The 17,611-nt window shown below is 41.6% G+C and carries 18 protein-coding genes and 1 pseudogene; 16 read left to right on the forward strand and 3 right to left on the reverse strand.

Going from position 1 to position 17,611, the window contains the following annotated elements; translation table 11 throughout:
* Nucleotides 1-253: 253 nt before the first annotated feature.
* The 11 genes and pseudogenes from ACFVRY_RS06540 to ACFVRY_RS06590 all read left to right on the forward strand — a co-directional run bounded on the left by ACFVRY_RS06540 (nucleotide 254) and on the right by ACFVRY_RS06590 (nucleotide 11,418).
* Entirely contained in the window at nucleotides 254-4,294 is a 4,041-nt protein-coding gene (locus tag ACFVRY_RS06540; protein ID WP_387498510.1) for a chitobiase/beta-hexosaminidase C-terminal domain-containing protein, read from the forward strand.
* Between the two features lie 760 nt (nucleotides 4,295-5,054).
* Entirely contained in the window at nucleotides 5,055-5,405 is a 351-nt protein-coding gene (locus ACFVRY_RS06545; protein ID WP_387498512.1) for a CPBP family glutamic-type intramembrane protease, read from the forward strand.
* A 318-nt stretch (nucleotides 5,406-5,723) separates the two neighbouring features.
* Complete coding sequence (locus ACFVRY_RS06550) at nucleotides 5,724-5,969, forward strand: hypothetical protein (RefSeq protein ID WP_387498514.1); 246 nt, start codon at nucleotides 5,724-5,726, stop codon at nucleotides 5,967-5,969.
* Nucleotides 5,970-5,972: 3 nt separating this feature from the next.
* Nucleotides 5,973-6,253, forward strand: a pseudogene (locus tag ACFVRY_RS06555) (GNAT family N-acetyltransferase); the annotation flags it as partial.
* Between the two features lie 187 nt (nucleotides 6,254-6,440).
* Nucleotides 6,441-6,923 (forward strand): DUF2975 domain-containing protein, encoded by a 483-nt coding sequence (locus ACFVRY_RS06560; protein ID WP_387498516.1) that lies wholly within the window; start codon nucleotides 6,441-6,443, stop codon nucleotides 6,921-6,923.
* A 10-nt stretch (nucleotides 6,924-6,933) separates the two neighbouring features.
* Complete coding sequence (locus ACFVRY_RS06565; protein ID WP_387498518.1) at nucleotides 6,934-7,161, forward strand: helix-turn-helix domain-containing protein; 228 nt, start codon at nucleotides 6,934-6,936, stop codon at nucleotides 7,159-7,161.
* 169 nt (nucleotides 7,162-7,330) lie between these two features.
* Nucleotides 7,331-8,887 carry an ABC-F family ATP-binding cassette domain-containing protein gene (locus ACFVRY_RS06570; protein ID WP_387498520.1) on the forward strand — a complete coding sequence of 519 codons (1,557 nt, stop codon included), beginning with the start codon at nucleotides 7,331-7,333 and terminating at the stop codon, nucleotides 8,885-8,887.
* Between the two features lie 227 nt (nucleotides 8,888-9,114).
* On the forward strand, nucleotides 9,115-9,579 hold the full coding sequence (locus ACFVRY_RS06575) for an OsmC family protein (protein ID WP_387498803.1): 465 nt from the start codon (nucleotides 9,115-9,117) through the stop codon (nucleotides 9,577-9,579).
* 22 nt (nucleotides 9,580-9,601) lie between these two features.
* Nucleotides 9,602-10,147, forward strand: a complete 546-nt coding sequence (locus tag ACFVRY_RS06580) for a GNAT family N-acetyltransferase (RefSeq protein ID WP_387498522.1) — start codon at nucleotides 9,602-9,604, stop codon at nucleotides 10,145-10,147.
* Nucleotides 10,148-10,275: 128 nt separating this feature from the next.
* Nucleotides 10,276-10,434, forward strand: coding sequence for a hypothetical protein (locus ACFVRY_RS06585; RefSeq protein WP_387498524.1), 159 nt, complete (start codon nucleotides 10,276-10,278; stop codon nucleotides 10,432-10,434).
* A 246-nt stretch (nucleotides 10,435-10,680) separates the two neighbouring features.
* Nucleotides 10,681-11,418: a radical SAM family protein gene (locus ACFVRY_RS06590; RefSeq protein ID WP_387498526.1), complete on the forward strand. Its 738-nt coding sequence runs from the start codon at nucleotides 10,681-10,683 to the stop codon at nucleotides 11,416-11,418.
* Between the two features lie 99 nt (nucleotides 11,419-11,517).
* Here the strand turns inward: ACFVRY_RS06590 and ACFVRY_RS06595 are convergent, their stop codons facing one another.
* The 3 genes from ACFVRY_RS06595 to ACFVRY_RS06605 form a co-directional block, all read right to left on the reverse strand.
* Nucleotides 11,518-11,925, reverse strand: a complete 408-nt coding sequence (locus tag ACFVRY_RS06595) for a hypothetical protein (protein ID WP_387498528.1) — start codon at nucleotides 11,923-11,925, stop codon at nucleotides 11,518-11,520.
* A 25-nt stretch (nucleotides 11,926-11,950) separates the two neighbouring features.
* Nucleotides 11,951-12,739, reverse strand: coding sequence for a hypothetical protein (locus ACFVRY_RS06600; protein ID WP_387498530.1), 789 nt, complete (start codon nucleotides 12,737-12,739; stop codon nucleotides 11,951-11,953).
* A 197-nt stretch (nucleotides 12,740-12,936) separates the two neighbouring features.
* On the reverse strand, nucleotides 12,937-13,605 hold the full coding sequence (locus ACFVRY_RS06605; RefSeq protein ID WP_387498532.1) for a hypothetical protein: 669 nt from the start codon (nucleotides 13,603-13,605) through the stop codon (nucleotides 12,937-12,939).
* A 555-nt stretch (nucleotides 13,606-14,160) separates the two neighbouring features.
* Here ACFVRY_RS06605 and ACFVRY_RS06610 point away from each other — a divergent pair.
* From ACFVRY_RS06610 to ACFVRY_RS06630, 5 genes are all read left to right on the forward strand, one after another.
* Complete coding sequence (locus tag ACFVRY_RS06610) at nucleotides 14,161-14,562, forward strand: hypothetical protein (RefSeq protein WP_387498534.1); 402 nt, start codon at nucleotides 14,161-14,163, stop codon at nucleotides 14,560-14,562.
* 445 nt (nucleotides 14,563-15,007) lie between these two features.
* Nucleotides 15,008-15,505 carry a DinB family protein gene (locus ACFVRY_RS06615; protein WP_387498536.1) on the forward strand — a complete coding sequence of 166 codons (498 nt, stop codon included), beginning with the start codon at nucleotides 15,008-15,010 and terminating at the stop codon, nucleotides 15,503-15,505.
* A 74-nt stretch (nucleotides 15,506-15,579) separates the two neighbouring features.
* Nucleotides 15,580-16,584, forward strand: a complete 1,005-nt coding sequence (locus ACFVRY_RS06620) for a helix-turn-helix transcriptional regulator (protein WP_387498538.1) — start codon at nucleotides 15,580-15,582, stop codon at nucleotides 16,582-16,584.
* Nucleotides 16,581-16,889, forward strand: a complete 309-nt coding sequence (locus ACFVRY_RS06625; RefSeq protein WP_387498540.1) for a putative quinol monooxygenase — start codon at nucleotides 16,581-16,583, stop codon at nucleotides 16,887-16,889. Before ACFVRY_RS06620 ends, ACFVRY_RS06625 begins: the two co-directional genes overlap by 4 nt.
* A gap of 59 nt (nucleotides 16,890-16,948) precedes the next feature.
* On the forward strand, nucleotides 16,949-17,521 hold the full coding sequence (locus ACFVRY_RS06630) for a TetR/AcrR family transcriptional regulator (RefSeq protein WP_387498542.1): 573 nt from the start codon (nucleotides 16,949-16,951) through the stop codon (nucleotides 17,519-17,521).
* The last annotated feature ends 90 nt before the right edge of the window (nucleotides 17,522-17,611 follow it).

Here is a 17,611-nt window from a genome sequence, read left to right on the forward strand (position 1 = left end):
AAGCATTTCACGCGACTACCAAGATTTTGTGTAGATTTGTGTTGTTATTTTGTATGGAAAGGAGTTGGTGGATTTGATTGTATAATTTGCTCTAATCCATTGAAAGCGCTTAATAAACTGTCGGCTTCGAATAATTCCTAGCAACTTATACGTGAAGTAATCGAACGACGACAGTATTGAGGGATCAGCTTAGGACTTTGACATGACGACTTTTACCTGCCACTAAGAAAATCGAATTGGAGGTAATGAGTGTATGTTGAAAAAGAAAATCATGTTTATTTTATTGATTTCGATCCTGATCGTAAGTATGTTCTCAAGCGTTGGTCCTACCATAGCAGCACCTGATGACCCTGGAAGGATTGAAGCGGAAAATTTCTCTGCGATGAGTGGCATTCAGACGGAAGAATCTTCTGAAGGTGGCTTAAATGTGGCCTATGTAGATGGCGGGGATTGGATGGACTACGAGGTCAACGTTCCGAGATCAGGAGTCTATACTGTGGAGTTTAGATTAGCCAGTCCCTATACGGGAACACAGTTGCAGCTTCAAAAGGGTGACACGAATCTGGCAACGGTAACCGTTCCCAATACGGGGGGATACCAAAATTGGGAGACGGTAGCTGCATCGGTAAATTTGTCGGCCGGTGTTCAGATTTTACGCGTCTATGCAGTCACGAACGGATGGAATTTGAACTGGCTTAGCTTTACATCGGCAGCACCTTCGGAGCAAGTGGCAGCGCCAACCTTTACTCCAGCGGCTGGTACCTACACATCTGCGCAAAATGTAACCCTTGCCAGTAGCACGCCAGGCGCTGTTATCAAATATACGACGGACGGCTCCACCCCTACTGGTGAATCCCCGACCTACACAGGGCCAATTCATGTATCTTCAACAACCACGCTCAGAGCGATTGCCACCAAATCAGGAATGACCAACTCGGTGGTGTCAACTGCCACGTATACCGTCAACGCAGATCAGACCGAGGTGAATATTCCGGTTACAGGCCCCTATGTGCAGTATCTGGAGATGGGCCTCAGCCCAGGGGACTTGAATCAGGTGACGACCTTGAAATCACAGAACACCGCGATTAATCAAACCATGAAATACAAAGTTGGAGCCACGGTAACCATTGGCGTAAATTACATGGTAGAGCAAAAGCAGGTGCAATTCAGAACAACCGACCAGAGTGGCAATCCGCTACAAGGCAATCCATTAACCTTCACGGTACATGCCAACTCAGCGGTTAATGTCGATATCACAGACCGGGTGACCACAGCAATCCCTGTGTTTACACCGAATTCAGGAACCTACACATCGGCGCAAAATGTGACGATTACGAGTTCAACGCCAGGAGCCATTATCAGGTATACAGTGGATGGTTCCATTCCTAATGCAGCATCCACAACCTATACCGTACCTATCCAGGTGACGAAGTCGACAACAATCAAAGCCATTGCGACCAAGCCGGGCTTGGCGGATTCAGCAGTCTCGACTGCTATATATACTATCCATTCAGCTCCAGTGAACGTTGCATTAAACAAAAGGGCGGTGGCGTTCACGGACATCGGAGGTAACACAGCTCGTAACGCATTTGACGGCAACCCTGATACACGCTGGGAATCTAAATTCGAAGATCCGCAGTGGATTTATGTAGATCTTGGGGAGAACCACACGGTAACGGGCGCTAAGCTGCATTGGGAAGCGGCAAGTGCAAAAGCTTATACCATTCAGGTTTCAACCAATGAAAACGTTTGGACGGAGGTGCATGCCCAGGCCAAAGGAACAGGAAATATAGAAAACATCACCTTTGATCCTGTAGTGGCTCGTTATGTAAAAATGAACGGCACAGAGCGGAATACGCCGTATGGATATTCCTTGTTTGAATTCGAAGTATATGGTCAAACGGCGCCTTTACCGGCTAAGGTGGCAGCACCAGCCTTTACTCCTGCATCAGGTACCTACACATCGGCACAAAATGTGACTCTAAGCAGTGCAACCGCAGGTGCCACCATCAAATATACAACAGATGGATCAACCCCTAATGCAGCATCGACTACCTACACAGGGCCTATCCCTGTGACATCAACCTCTACGATTAAAGCAATAGCCACTCATCCGGAAATGAGGGACTCGGAAGTCGCAACTGCAAGCTATACAATTTCTGCATTCAAGGTATTAGCGCCGGTTAACGGTCAGATGATCACCAATACCAGAACACCCTCTCTAACGTGGGAAGCGAAGGCCGGAGCAGTGAAGTATGAGGTATGGGTGAATCTTTCAAGAACAGACTATGACTGGAATGCCTCGGGAAATCTTTTGGATCGTTACACGAAAGTTGCAGAGGTCACAGAGACGCACGTTAATGCTCCATCCTTAGTGGATCGCTGGACCTATAAATGGTACGTAGTCGCCATAGCAGGGAATGGAGACAGAAGTCAGTCCAGTATCGGACAGTTCAGCGTGTATCTTCCCTACATGGAGCAAGTAGCTGATGGGGTGAACCTTATTGGTGGAATTCGGGATTTGAATAAGAATGGTTCCATCGAACCTTATGAAGACTGGCATAATCCGATTTCCGTGCGCGTAGATGATCTGATGTCACGAATGACCCATGAGGAGAAAATAAATCAACTGTTCTTTTCGCCGGAATCGTTAGACGGGCTTAATGAGCAAGCGGGTTTTGTCTTCTCTTACGGCACCACCGATTTCATCACCAAAGCGCAAATCAAAGTAGCGAATACGCAGCGGCTTGGGATTCCTATTGCCTTTACTGGTGACAAAATTCAAGGCTGGCAAACAGTTTTTCCTACAGGAATAGGGCTTGCGGCTACCCGGAACTTGAATACGGCCTGGAAGGTCGGAGATTTACAGCGCAGAGAGCACAAAGCTTGGGGATTCACAGGTACACTATCTCCAATCGCTGAGGTCAACACCAAGGTACTGTATCCGCGTGTTCAGGAAGGTACCGGTGAGAATGCGGAGTATTCAGCCGCCATGATGCGTGCGATGATTGCTGGTATGCAGGGAGGTCCTGAGGTGAATCCAAAATCTATGATGATATCCGTCAAGCATTGGCCAAGTCAAGGTGCCGGCGGGGAACAATCTATTGTATATGATAGCACGACTATTAAATGGCACATGAAGCCCTGGTATGCTGCAATGGATGCCAATCCGTCGACTGTGATGCCAGGTTATGGTAACGCGCCGTATCTCGATCCAAGCGGAGAAGGGGCAGGGACCAGCAAACCCACTTTGGACTATTTGCGAAACGTGATCGGATTCAATGGGGTAGTCATGACTGACTGGTTGGCTGCAGCAACAGATATTTCAGTCAACAGTATTCGGGCGGGCAGCGATGTGATGGGAGGAGCGGTCGCCTCGGGAACTGATTTTAATGAACTCGTTAGTGCGGTAGGCTGGACACGGCTCGATGAAGCGGTGCGCAGAGTGCTGGAGCTCAAGTTCAAATTGGGTCTGTTCGAAAATCCTTATGGTGACCCCGATTATCCAACGACCATATGGCATAGCACTGAAAGCAACAATATTGTTAATGATGCCGCGCGCCAATCGCTTACACTGCTGAAGAACAACGGCATTCTTCCGCTGAAAGTGAATAATGGAGACACACTCGTTGTAGCAGGCCCGCGTGCGACCAGTGACGATATGGCAAAAGATAATATCGCCAATGTGATCTGGCAATCGATATATCATGATAACCCCGCGGCAAAAAGCTATTACCAGGGCATCAAAGACAGAGCGGGGACGGGTGTCAACGTCGTTCTGAATGATGCCAATCAAGCCAAAGCTGCTGTTGTAGTGATTGGCGAAAGAAGTTATACTCACGGAACAGAATGGCCGGATAAACGGCCAACGCTTCCTGCAGATCAGATTGCCGAGATTGAAAAATTTCATAACAAAGGAATTCCTGTTGTCGCTGTAGTTGTGATGCCAAGGCCCTATGTCTTGACAGATATCTTAGACAAATGTGCAGCTGTCTTGGTTGTGTATCGGCCAGGGAACGGTGGAGGCTTGGCAACATCTGAGTTACTTTTCGGCGATTATCTGCCAACCGGCAAGCTTCCCTTCCAGCTTCCTCGTTCGATTAGTCAGGTTGGAACCGATGATGTTAGCAATCAGCTCGAAAAATGGGATATTCCTTATGACCTAGGGGCAACTGAAGCGGAGCGCGCCGAGATTCGCAGTTATATTAATAACAATCAGTCGGTACCCACGAACTACGGCAATCCATTGTTCCCGTATGGTTACGGATTACAGAGCTTCGCACCTGCCAATTAGACAGTACAATATAACATTTAAAGAGTCTTTAGTCCTAATCAAATGGGACTAAGGGCTCTTTATTTTTCTAGTAATCATTTTATATTACAAAATTAAATATAGACATCTCTGTCATCCAGCATCGCCTTAAAGTGCAGAGAGATATTTTGTAAGAAGCGGTCGTTATAATAATATCCGAATAAACAAAAAAATAGTGAAAAAAATGGGATATTAATACATAATGAGACATTAAAATACAAATTATGTAGTGGTTTTTTTAGAATTAATGGATTAGTATATTGAATATTCCCGATTGTTCAACTTGCATTAACGTATTAAAGTAAGGTCTCCAATTAAGATAGCCAAGGCTTTTTGCTTGACTATGAATAATCAGATCGAAGGAGGTGACAATATGAAAAAGTATCAAAAACCTAAAGCAGTTAAAGTGCAAATTCCAGCTGCTCTGGCGCATGAACTTCTTTAAGTAATGTAGATAACAAGGTAAATGAGAAGGTGACATTTACCTTGCTATAACATCATGTTCAAAATGGGTGATAAAAATTAGTTCAAACAATTACATGAAAATAAATGAGTTACTTCAATGGTTAAGTGTATTTTTTATTTTGATATTATCGTTTGTTGCTGGCTATGAATATCTTGATATCTTATTCTTTTGGTTGGTTACTATATTACTTATTGGAAATGCAAGATGGTTATATTACCCCCCTACGAGAAAACCTTTTTTGTTATTCGAAGATCCCTTTATGTTATTCCATTTTTAATGCCTTTGTTAAAAGTCAGAACGTTGGATTTCCTTGATATAAAGGATTATCGATGGTTGGTAGGAGGTATCCTGCTTGGGATTTTATGCATTTTACCTAAATGGAGGGAATGGAGAATTGCATACTCCAAAGATTTTATCCTCTTAAACTCTTACCAGAGCACAAGGAGAAGAGTTTATATAATCGTTTTATTAATTGCAATTCCTTTTGCTGAGGAATACTTTTTTAGATACTTTATTCTACATACTGCTCCCTCAACAATGGTTATTGTAAATGTTCTGCTGAGTGCCTTTTTATTTTTTTTATCACATTACGGAACAAAGTGGTCGTCGACTAACTTCAGAGCATAATCCCATATACTAAATTTGATTGTAGGGTGTAGAAAGCAGCGAATAGAATTAAAGTCCGAAATGATAATTTCTATCTTCTTTAGGTCTGAAGCCATGAATAAGCTGGCGAACGCCTACTTAAGGCCGATGTAAGTATACTACCCTACCAATGATGGCGGGGTATTTCTTTGTGTTCAGGAAACTCTACCTTATCGAAACTTATATATTGCTCATATTAATTATAATAAGTTAAAATTATGAGTTAGTAACAAATGACATACATTTGCTTGAAGTAATTTATTACAGAAACATAGAAAAAGAATTCTCAGGAGGATCATGATGTCAAAGGAATATTCACGTAACTATATTGAAAGTGTAAAGCTGGAGTTGTTAAACAGACTCGGATTGAAGCAGGTATATTATAAAGGACAAGCCGGTGATGATTTGTTGTATGAGGCCACGGGCTTCGACAGAGGGACTGAGCATAAATTTTGTGTCAGAACAAAAAAAGGAACAATCGATGAGATGGTTGGGGGCAAATGGATGAAGGTCCGCAGCTTTACGATTAAAAGTAAAGAGCAATGATTTAGACTTTATGCTAATTGGAACGAATATGTTCTTGTTGAGGATATTGGGGTATCAAGGCATGGCGGCATCAAGGGATTGGAACCAAGTAATTAGAAAAATCTATAGCGTGAGCGAAGCAAAATGGCCTGATGGGTCTTATGCTTGAAACGCAAGATATCAATGTGTCTGCTTGTGATTTTTATGCAAGAAACAATTTTATCATCGGCGGAGTGGATAGTATGCTCTACTCAAATTTCTCTACAGCTAATGAAAAGGAGATTTTTTGGTACTATAAGTTTTAGTTTCTAAGTATCTGCTTAGGCTGGCGAACGTTCAGCTCATGAATATTTCTAAAGGCAACCTTACACGGTTGTCTTTATTTTTTAATTAAAGCAATAAAAATATATCTAAAATCAGAAAGTATTTATTGTAAAACGATAAATTGCATGTTAAAGTCTAAATAAATTCAATGATAAGTGAGGGACTTGTATGAAACTTGGAACAACACTTTTTTTAAAGATAGCGGTGATTCTAATTGCAATTCCAGTTCTTGCTTTGTGCATCTTTTTGCTGCCTAAGTTCGGGGATTTTGCAGCTGAGCTGTATCCGGATATAGCGTATATCAAATATCTTTTCTTTTTCGTTTTTTATGGATCGGCGATTCCTTTTTACATTGCGCTGTATCAAGCTTTGAAGCTTTTGGGCTATATTGACAAGAATGAAGCGTTCTCTGAGTTATCCGTAAGCGTGTTAAACAAAATAAAATACTGTGCAATCACAATCAGTGGTTTGTATGTGCTTGGCTTGCCCCTGTTCTATCTTATCGCGCAGAAAGTGGATCCCCCGGGAGTGCCAGCGATTGGAGTAATCATAATTTTTGCCTCGATGGTGATTGCTGTGTTTGCTGCTGTTCTCCAAAGGCTTTTAAAAGAAGCTATAGCTATAAAATCTGAAAACGATTTGACAGTCTGAGGTGAAAACAATGGCAATTATAATCAATGTTGATGTGATGTTGGCGAAGAGAAAGATGAGCGTAACCGAACTTTCCGAGAGGGTGGGAATCACAATGGCTAACCTCTCTATATTGAAAAACGGAAAGGCAAAAGCGATCCGATTATCCACATTAGAAGCGATTTGTAAAGCTTTAGAGTGCCAGCCTGGCGATATTTTAGAATATAAAAATGACGAAGATTCCACCACTACCGGTTAAAGAGCTGTACGGATTATCAAGATAAACCGCCAATAAATGCCGAGATCCATGGACTTGGATGTAAAAATATACAGGTTCTTTGTTTAATTTTTAATATCTGTATGGAGTTGCGGCGCTATAACCTTTATAATATGACGAGTATACAGTATAAAGGAAAAGGTGTTAATTCATGAGTATATTAAATGTAGAAAAATTAAGTCACGGGTTTGGAGATCGTGCAATTTTCACGGATGTATCCTTCCGCCTGCTGAAGGGCGAGCATATCGGTCTAATTGGTGCCAATGGCGAAGGTAAATCCACCTTCATGAACATTATCACCGGCAAACTTCAGCCGGACGAAGGTAAAGTCGAATGGGCCAGACGTATGCGGTCGGGCTATTTGGATCAGCACGCTGTGCTTACAAAAGGACAGACTATGCGCGACGTTCTGCGCGGGGCGTTCCAATATCTATTCGATATGGAGCAAGAGATGAACGACATGTACGGCAGAATGGGCGACGTGTCCCCGGAGGAACTGGAACAGCTGCTGGAAGATGTCGGAACGATTCAGGATACGTTAACGAACCAGGATTTTTATATGATCGATGCCAAAATCGATGAAACGGCTCGTGGGCTGGGACTTACAGACATCGGTTTGGACAAGGACGTCCATGATCTCAGTGGTGGTCAACGGACCAAGGTGCTGCTAGCCAAGCTGCTGCTGGAGAAACCGGACATTCTGTTGCTTGACGAGCCTACCAACTATCTTGACGAGCAGCACATCGTATGGCTGAAGCGGTATTTGCAGGAATACGAGAATGCCTTCATCCTGATTTCCCATGATATACCGTTCCTGAACAGCGTTATCAACTTGATTTATCATATGGAAAATCAGACGTTGTCGCGTTATGTGGGCGATTACGATTACTTCCAGCAAGTATATGAGGCGAAAAAGCAACAGCTTGAATCTGCTTTTAAACGCCAGCAGCAGGAAATTGCGGACTTGAAGGACTTCGTTGCCCGGAACAAGGCCAGCGTAGCTACCCGGAATATGGCGATGTCCCGGCAGAAGAAGCTGGATAAGATGGATGTTATCGAACTCTCCAAGGAGAAACCGAAACCGCAATTCAACTTCAAGTCCGGACGCACTTCGGGCAAGATGATTTTTGAAACAAAGGATCTCGTAATCGGCTACGACTCACCGCTGTCCAGACCTTTGAACCTGAGTATGGAGCGTGGACAAAAAATCGCGCTTGTCGGCTCGAACGGAATCGGTAAAACCACGCTGCTGCGCAGCATTCTCGGCCAAATTCCAGCGATTTCAGGTTCCGCCAAGCTTGGAGACCTTCTAGACATTGGTTATTTCGAGCAGGAAATAAAGGAAGCGAACTACAACACCTGCATTGAAGAAATTTGGAACGAGTTCCCGTCCTACACACAGTTTGAAATTCGGGCGGCTCTGGCTAAATGTGGTCTGACGACCAATCATATTGAAAGCAAGATAGCGGTCCTAAGCGGCGGAGAGAAAGCTAAAGTCCGTTTGTGCAAGCTGATTAACCGCGAGTCGAATCTACTCGTATTTGACGAGCCTACCAACCACTTGGATGTGGATGCGAAGGACGAGTTGAAGCGTGCACTTCAAGCGTATAAGGGAAGCATTTTGCTGATTTCCCACGAACCTGAATTTTATCAAGATATCGTGACGGAAACGTGGAACTGCGAATCGTGGACGACAAAAGTATTCTAAATCACAACAAAGGGCTGTCTCATTGAGGCAGCCTTTTTTATGTCTCGATTAAATTCAGTTCTAATCCTTATTAAACCTAGTACTTCTGCGTGAGGTAGTATTTCAGCAGCGTTGCAAAAGCTATTATGCGATCTGGGCGTAAACGAGCAGTTGGTTTGCACTTTGAATAAATAAGCTATAGAATGTATCCGGGTCTAAATCGGAGATTATCGAAAGGAATGAATGAGATGAAGCATCCTTTTCATCTGAAAGCGGTCTGGAATGGTGGGCGTAACAGTGAAGGACATATTGATGCAGGCGGGTTAAAAACAATCATTTCGATTCCGCAGGAGATGGGAGGTCCGGGAACGGGTACTAATCCTGACGAAATGCTTTTGGGAGCAGCATCTACCTGTTATCTGATTACTCTGGCAGCGATGCTTGAGCGTGCGAATATTACACCACAGGATTTGACACTGGAGTCTGAAGCGATTGTAGATGTAACGAATAACGTGTTTACGTACGAACGGATCGTACACAAACCACGAATTGTCCTCAAGGGCGATGCAACAGAGGCTGAACTGAGCAAGGCAGAGCTGCTGGCACATAAGGCAGAAGAGTCCTGTATGATCTCCAGAGCCGTGGCGGGAAATGTCTCTATAGAGACACAACCTATTATTGAAACAGTAGAGGTTCTTCCATATACAGACTAAGCGAGAAAGTGAGAGCATGTAAATGACAACCAATGGAGTAGAGATTAGAGAGGCTATTACTGAGGATTTAGAGCAAATAGAACAGATATTGTCTGTATGTAAACGTGATCTGGAACAGAAGGGGATATACCAATGGAATGATCAGTATCCTAATACAGCCTATTTTTTGGAGAAACTAAATCATAGAGAACTGTACGTAATTGAACATGAGGACGAAATAGCAGGATCATTTGTACTGGACGAACATGCGATGCCCGAGTGGGGAGAGGTGAAGTGGCGGTATGAGAAGGGTAAATATCTCCTCTTGCATGCTTTGTTTATTAATCCGCTGATTCAAGGAAAAGGGTTAGGGAAGAGAGTGCTGGATTTTTTTGAGGAAACGGCTGTGCAAGGACATTATGATGGGATTCGGCTTGATGTATTTTCTAAGAACGAGGCTGCCTTAAAGTTCTATACGAAAAGGGGCTTTGAGCATAGAGGAGACATCATTTTGCCTTTTAAACCAGTGGATAATCAAATATACGCATGTTATGAAAAAATACTGCGGATAAGCTCGCTGCAATCTTAAAGTTTCTTTTTTAAGCAACTGTTGCAATAGAAATAACCCAAACCGTTCCAATTCCTACGAATTGAAGCTGTTTGGGTATTTTTTTCTTGCAGAACCGACTTGGACAAATCACGGTTCTCTGAGCCTGGATGACGATAACCAATGCATTGCATGCCTGTGGATTTGGTGGCCTGAACTCCATTGCACGAATCTTCGACGACCCATACAATGGCCATGGAAGATGGACAGCAGATGGACGGCATGCAGGAAATATCAACCCAGCAAGGGTACGGAAGGCCTACTCATAATCCATCATAATTCTCCAGCGGGAAGGCGAGTATGATGATCTTTTTAGAGAAAATCCCTGGATCATTGTGATCCAGGGATGTGTAATTTGTATAGGTGTTTTTACAAAGACCTTATTCAAAATCATAACAAATAAGGTAATATAAGTCTATATTTTTTTTCAGGAATAGATGTACCATTTTCCTATAAATGGATTGATGAGGATGGGGAAATACTTAAAGAAATACTTGTTAGCGATGCAATGACATATGAATATCCGCCTGACGGGGGAACAGTTCCGATTATTGATCCTTATGATGGATGTACAGTTGGTTTGTCCATACTGTTTCCAGTTAGAAGATGAAGAGTGGAATGTTGATTTAAAGGTTAAACTCAATATTCCTGATATTCTCCACGTTGAGCTGAAGAACTGGAATAAAGAAGAGACGGTGTATCTGGGGAGCAAAAGTGATCCCTATATGGAGATTGACCGGAAATATCAATTAACCAGAAAATGTCTAATCGAATTAGGCAAGCTAAACGTAAAGTGTATGGTGACAACGAAGTCTGGATCCAAGCTGATTTATAGAGACCTCGATGTCATAAAAGCGATGGGTGACAAGTTCACTCTGCTCTTAGGGCTATCTAATCTCCAGCAATTGAAGGCAATAGATGACTATAGGCTATTAAGCAATATACATACAGCAAATGAGTTACATCGAATGGGAATTCGTGTCTGGGCATTTATTACTCCGATTTTGCCTGGAATCACTAATGTGGAGTTAATGATGAATGCTTTAGATAAAGACATACCGGTATTCCTGGATAGGGTCAGATTAAAAAAAGACACCAAACCTGCGATAACCTTGGAGAGCTTCATCCATAAACACCATCCCGAGCTGGCTAATCAATATCAGGACATCATCTATAATGATGTTGATATTGATTATGATCAGGTGAGAGAAAAGTGGAGTGGGGATCAGCGAGTAAGGTTTGTTTTTGAGTGAAAAGCCGCATGAACGAGTTATGCACCGTATGGGTTTGATATTAAAAGAACGAACTGGATTGTCAGTTCGTTCAATTCTTGCTCTGCCAAAGCTGAGTTGTTAATTATCCTTTTTTTTAATAATTACTTCGTTTTCTTCAATTTTCACTTGATACTCAACAACTTTGTCTTTTTCAAATTCTTCGCGAAATTCTTTACTTACTGAGTAATTTTTTTTTGGATTAAGTGTAATCTTAAACGCATGTTTTCCATTATTAATACTGAACTTCGCGGCCTCTCCAAGGTTGATATTACTATCAATTAAAGAATTAATCGGATTGTTATTTTTTTCATCAACAGTTACAACTACACTTTTCAAAAATAATGGACTGTTATTAGTAATCATCAAATTATACTCTTTATCATTTGGTACTTCTGTATCACTTGAAACATCGGAGCTAGTTCCTTTACAACCTGTTAATAAGACTAAAAATATTAAGAATATAGTTAACCGTTTTTTTACAGTCATTAGCTTGTCTCTCCAATCTTATATTCTATTGTGCATCGACAAAATTGAAAAAACTGATTGGTTCTAAGGGTGCTAAACTGTGTGCGTATTTATCAAAAAAAAGTTTTATTTCCGGTTGAAAAACTATACTCCCTTGTTTCTTTATGATATATGTACATTGGATTTCATAAATCTTTAGTCCGTTTAATTTTTCTTCATCCACTTTACCTTTATACTCTTCCTTTATTTGCTCTTCTGTATATATGTCAGGATTAACTTTCACATTCACTATTTCTATAAAGTTCCTTATTTCATCAAGGTAAATCAATTCTGCTCGGATATCATTAGTAATCATATGATTTAAATCTAAAATTTTATAAGAGTAAGAATACTCCTTTCCTAATATCACTTTATTCTTGGGAGCTATCGGTGATTCCATTATGGAAATCCCATTTTGCTCTCCAGAATAAAATTGTAAGTATAATGGATTTATGTTTCTTTTTATTATTCTCTTATCTATATCAATTATGATTTTATCAAAAACTTCTTCATTCATTTTCAATATATTATCAGAAGTTAACCTTAAAGAAAATCCACCCTTAAGTAAAATAGGATCAGATAATTTCCATTCTATATCTTCTGAACTAAACTTTATCTCATCTTTTTTTTCATTTGATAAAGTTATTGATATGTTTGAATCATTCAATTCATTAAGCGTATCTTTTGTTAAATTCGATGTTCTTCCAAATACCAGTACTGAAGGAACGTTGTTCTCTGAATGATCTACGTTAATAGTATATACCCCTACAGCTTGGTTAAATTCTATTTTCTCCACTATGTTATTTATCCTATTAACATCACACCCCAATATCACCAATAAAAGAAATGTTATCAATAAAAAAACTGTTTTTTTCATAATCTTCTCTACCTTCCTGATAGTGTACACAAAAAAATGGGAGTGAATAGTTAGTATTCACTCCCGTTTTTTGTTAAAAAATCATATTTAGATATGCCAATACATCATAATAATGCCTACAATGAGACCGATTGCAACGCGTAGTACTGGTCGTATGCCGCAGTAAATGCACTACCTGGATATGCTATACCCAATTTAGTGATAGTATACGTATACTGATCCTGTGAATATCTCAAAATAATTCTTCCTTTAGTGCCTGACGAAGCTGGGTAAGAAATAGTCTGCGTCGTTGTGAAAGTAACACTATCGCCGACTGTCTTTGATACATTGGCTTTCAAAAACTTAATGTCTACACCGCCCCCACCTGTAACTGAAGAAGTAATGGTGGTGCTTTTTCCTTTGGATACCGAAACGGTGCCAGGATAAGCAATATAATCGGAGACAGGTGAAAACAGATTATATCTACTTGGTTGGCTTATATTTGAGATAGTATATGTAGCAGTGGGCGATATGTTAGCTGAATCTAATTTATTCGCAGTAGTTGTATCCTGTTCAGGCGTAACAGTATCCTTGGTTGCATAATTACCGATATATGTTTCAACTGCTCCTTCTTCGTTCACTGTAATAGTATCCTGATATTCAGATGTAGCAAAGGCAGTGGAACTTAGTCCGAAACAAAAAGAGCATGCAAGTACCACCGATAAAACTTTCTTCACGCCCTTTTTTCCTATAGCTTTTTCTCTATTTATTGAACCAACCATCTTAGTACAGTTTTTTTCATTCATTATCAATAACACCCTTTCTTTTAATTAAAATAATATTTTACAATAATGGCATCTTACAGAGAGTCGAACTTCAGCAATAGTTTTTAAATAATAAAACTAATACCGATGATTATTAACATAAATAAACTATAAAACATTCACCTCCATAAAATAAAATAAAAACATTAATTAATGAAAAAAAGTAAATTTATTACTTATATACCTAATCAAATTACCATTATTATGTTTTTTTGTCAATGAGTTTGAGGATATATGCATTAACCATTCAAATCAAAGATCAAAAATTAAATATATCTTCATAGAGTAGATATATATTATAAAGGTCGCTCTTATGAATCTGCTTATTATCCATACAACGATCATCTTTTCCACTATATTTTACTGGCTTGGCAATCAGCATAGATAAAGTACCGATCAACAGACGGATAAAGTACCGATAACACTTCAGATTCCTTTGGGAACATGTAAGTCACGGCTAAATTCGGGATTGAAAAAATTGCGCAAACAGCTACCAGCTAACGAAATGTTTTCGATTTTAGAAAGAGGAGAGTTAGTATGATACAAGAGTTGGATTTGAGTGGCGCATTGAAAGACAACGTTGCTGATGTACAAGCTTCGGTTACATTTGAGTGTGTGTGGCAGCTTCATTCAACCCGATCGAAGAGGAGCTTTCAAATTACCCGTAAAGCGTGGGTTCCGGCAGGCATCGCCGCCATGATTATGATTGGTTTAATACTCAGTCCATCAGTTAGAGCCTCTGTTGGCAATTTAATTAAAAATAAGATTATTAAAAATAGCTCAAAGGCAATTGTATATGAAGGTTGGGTTAGCTCCGTGGAATGGGATGCTGTAACTAGCTATCCAACGCTCCAGGATTCTGAGCAAGCCGTGGGGACAAGGCTTCCATTCCCTCAGCAATTACTCGGCATTGAATCGGAGAGATTAACCGGGAATTGAGGCTGACTACTGAAAAAGGAAATATAGCGGGGGATTATTATACACTACGCACAGATGAGCGCATGTTGTCAGTAACAGCTAACTATAGGTCTGTAACCGACCCACAATTTAAAGTTGAATCAACGGAGGACGTTGTGCATAAAACAGTAGATATCAACGGAATCCCAGCCCAAATGGTGTCGTAAAGGAGTTTGATGGTTGTAGGATTTACCTGAGAAATGGGGATTGGAAAATAGTCATTCAAGGAAGCGCTAACGGTGCGGGTGGCGGTGAGGCCACGGTAATTCCGTTTACAGAAGACGAAGCGATGAGCATTGCTAGGTCCATTAAATGGTAGATCGAAAATTATTTTTCCGGACCAACGAACAATCACTGACCGTAACTGTCAGTGATTGTTTTGTATGCTTGTAGAGCTTAAAGCCAATAATGAGATGGAGGAATAGATATGTTTACTAGGATTGAAGACTTTGCGGTGGAGTGGAAGAACGAGGCGGAAATAACCGCCGGTGTACTAGATGCGCTTACGGATGACTCTCTTGGCCAGGTGGTCATCGAAGGCAGGCGGACCCTTGGACAAATCGCCTGGCATTTAGTTCGATCACTGCATTTCATGACATCTTTGGGTCTCGTGTTCGATGCTCCCTCCGGTGGCGAAGTGGCCCCGGCTTCTGCAGCGTTTATAGCCTCAGAGTATCGACGGATCAGCGGAGAACTTTTGAATGCCGTTCGAACACAGTGGAACGATGCTACGTTGCACGAATCAGTTATTATTCACCAGGAAGCTTGGTTGAACGGAGCTTCCCTTCGGTTCACGATGATGCACCAAGCGCACCATCGCGGACAGATGACTGTGCTCATGCGCCAGGCTGGCCTTCCATTGCCTGCTGTCTACGGCCCGACTTACGACCATTGGATTGAGAAAGAAATAGCTCCCTTAGTCTAAATTCCTATACAATGGAACTATTAGAAAGGGCAGATGAATGCTTTTTCAAGAAAGCCTGAGGGGGGAAGAAGGGCATGTCCAAAGCGGATAATATGCTATCCATTCTATGGCTGCTTGGTTCGGGGAAGCGGGTGACGGCGCAACAACTCGCGGACGAATTGGAGATTCATGTTCGGACGGTATACCGATGTATTGATTCATTGTGCGCAAGCGGAGTCCCGATTATTGCCGATTCCGGTCCAAACGGAGGTTATCAGATACTCGGTGAGTTCATAGATTCCCCGCTGCTCTTCGATTCCGAAGAGCAGATTGCGCTCGTGCATGCATCCGTCTTCGCCCAGGAAGCTGGCTATCCACTTACGGAAGCACTTGTACGTGCGGTAGATAAACTGAAGCGGTACACCAATGAAGAGCAGCTCGAATGGATAAATAGACATAGTAGGGGGCTTGCAGTTATCCAGACACCCGCGGAAGGTAGAGAGCTTAAGTTGCTTCAATGCTTAGAGGAGGCAGCGGCCCATGGAGAGTCTGTTAACATGGACTACGCCAAGGGACCAGATTTAGCTTCCAGCCATCGAGTCCTTGATCCCTACGGAATTGTGCATTGGAAAGGAAATTGGTACGTTGTTGGATTTTGTCATTTGAGGGGCGAGATACGCAGCTTTCGGGTAGATCGTATTCTTTACTTGAAAGCCACTAATCTCAACTTTGAGCGTCCGGCGGCCTTTTCCCCGAAGGATTTTCTCTTGCGCTCTTTACTTCCGAATCCGCTGGAAGCAGAGACGCAAGTCATTGTAAGACTCCAGGGACACGAGCATGTACTTAACGAGATATGTAAGCATTGGTTATTCGGGCATTCCATTATCGAACGCAGGGGGCCCAGCGAAGTGCTTTTCCAGCTAGAGGAGCAGTCGTTAAAGACGTACGTGCCTTACTTTCTTCTGTCCTACGGGAAGTCACTGGAGATCCTTGAGCCGCGAATGCTGATCGATAGAATGACGGAGGTCAGTCTGGAAATATTCAAGCATTATGAAGTCATGCAAAAAAAGATGATCGGAAAGGATGAAGAGATAAAATGAACAAGTTTACGATGTTCAGCAAAATGACGGCTCACCCTGGGGAGCGGGAGGAACTACTCTCATTATTGCTGGAGGCCTCGCGGAGTCTCAGTAATATGGAGAGCTGCGAGCTCTATATTATCAATGAATCCGTAGATGATCCTGATGTGATCTGGGTGACCGAGCTGTGGCGCGATGCTGAGGCTCATGCTGACTCGCTCAAGAACGAAGAAGTACTTGCCGTCATTCAGCGCGCGAAGCCTTTAATCGCAGCCGTCGAGCCGGTTCGACTTCGTCCCGTGGGTGGTAAGGGCTTGGGCGTATAACTTTTGATGACTGCAAATCGTTTATTGACATTGATCGATCGTTCGATTATATTTTGAGTATGAAAAATAAATCCGAAAACAAAGTGAACCTTATTTATCAGGCTACGATCGAACTTATCAATGAAAGTGGCCTTTCTGAAGTATCCATCTCAAAAATTGCTAAAAGAGCGAATATCTCTTCTTCGATCATTTATTTTTATTTTGAAAGCAAAGAGGATATGCTGATCAAATTGTATTTTGTGCTCAAGGATCAAATGCACCAGCTCATGTTTTATGGTGTAACAGAGAGTACGCCCGTAAAAGAGGGGTTTGAGCTCATTCTGCGAAACTATTCAAATTATATCTTAAATCATAAGGACAGCTTTTTGTTAATGGAGCAGTTTATCGACTCCCCCTTTATACGTAATAACTGTAAGGATCAGAATGGTGGCGTGTTTAAGCCGATGTACCCTTTGTTTGAGAGGGGAATTAAAGAAGGTTTTTTTAAGGATTTGGAAACGAATTTATTGGTTACCTACTCCTGTTTACCTTTTGTCGAAATGGGAAAAGAGTATTTAAATGGGGCCTATGAGTTCAGTTCAATAAACATTGAGAAAATGATTCAAATGAGCTGGGATGCTATTAAGGTATAATCAGCTCTTTTTTTGAGAAAAAATTTGATCGATCGTTCGATATATTTTTTGTGATATTTTGATCGATCGTTCGATAAAATTTAGAGAGGG

This window comes from Paenibacillus sp. NPDC057934, assembly GCF_042887565.1.
In the GTDB taxonomy this organism is placed as follows: Bacteria; Bacillota; Bacilli; order Paenibacillales; family Paenibacillaceae; genus Paenibacillus_AQ.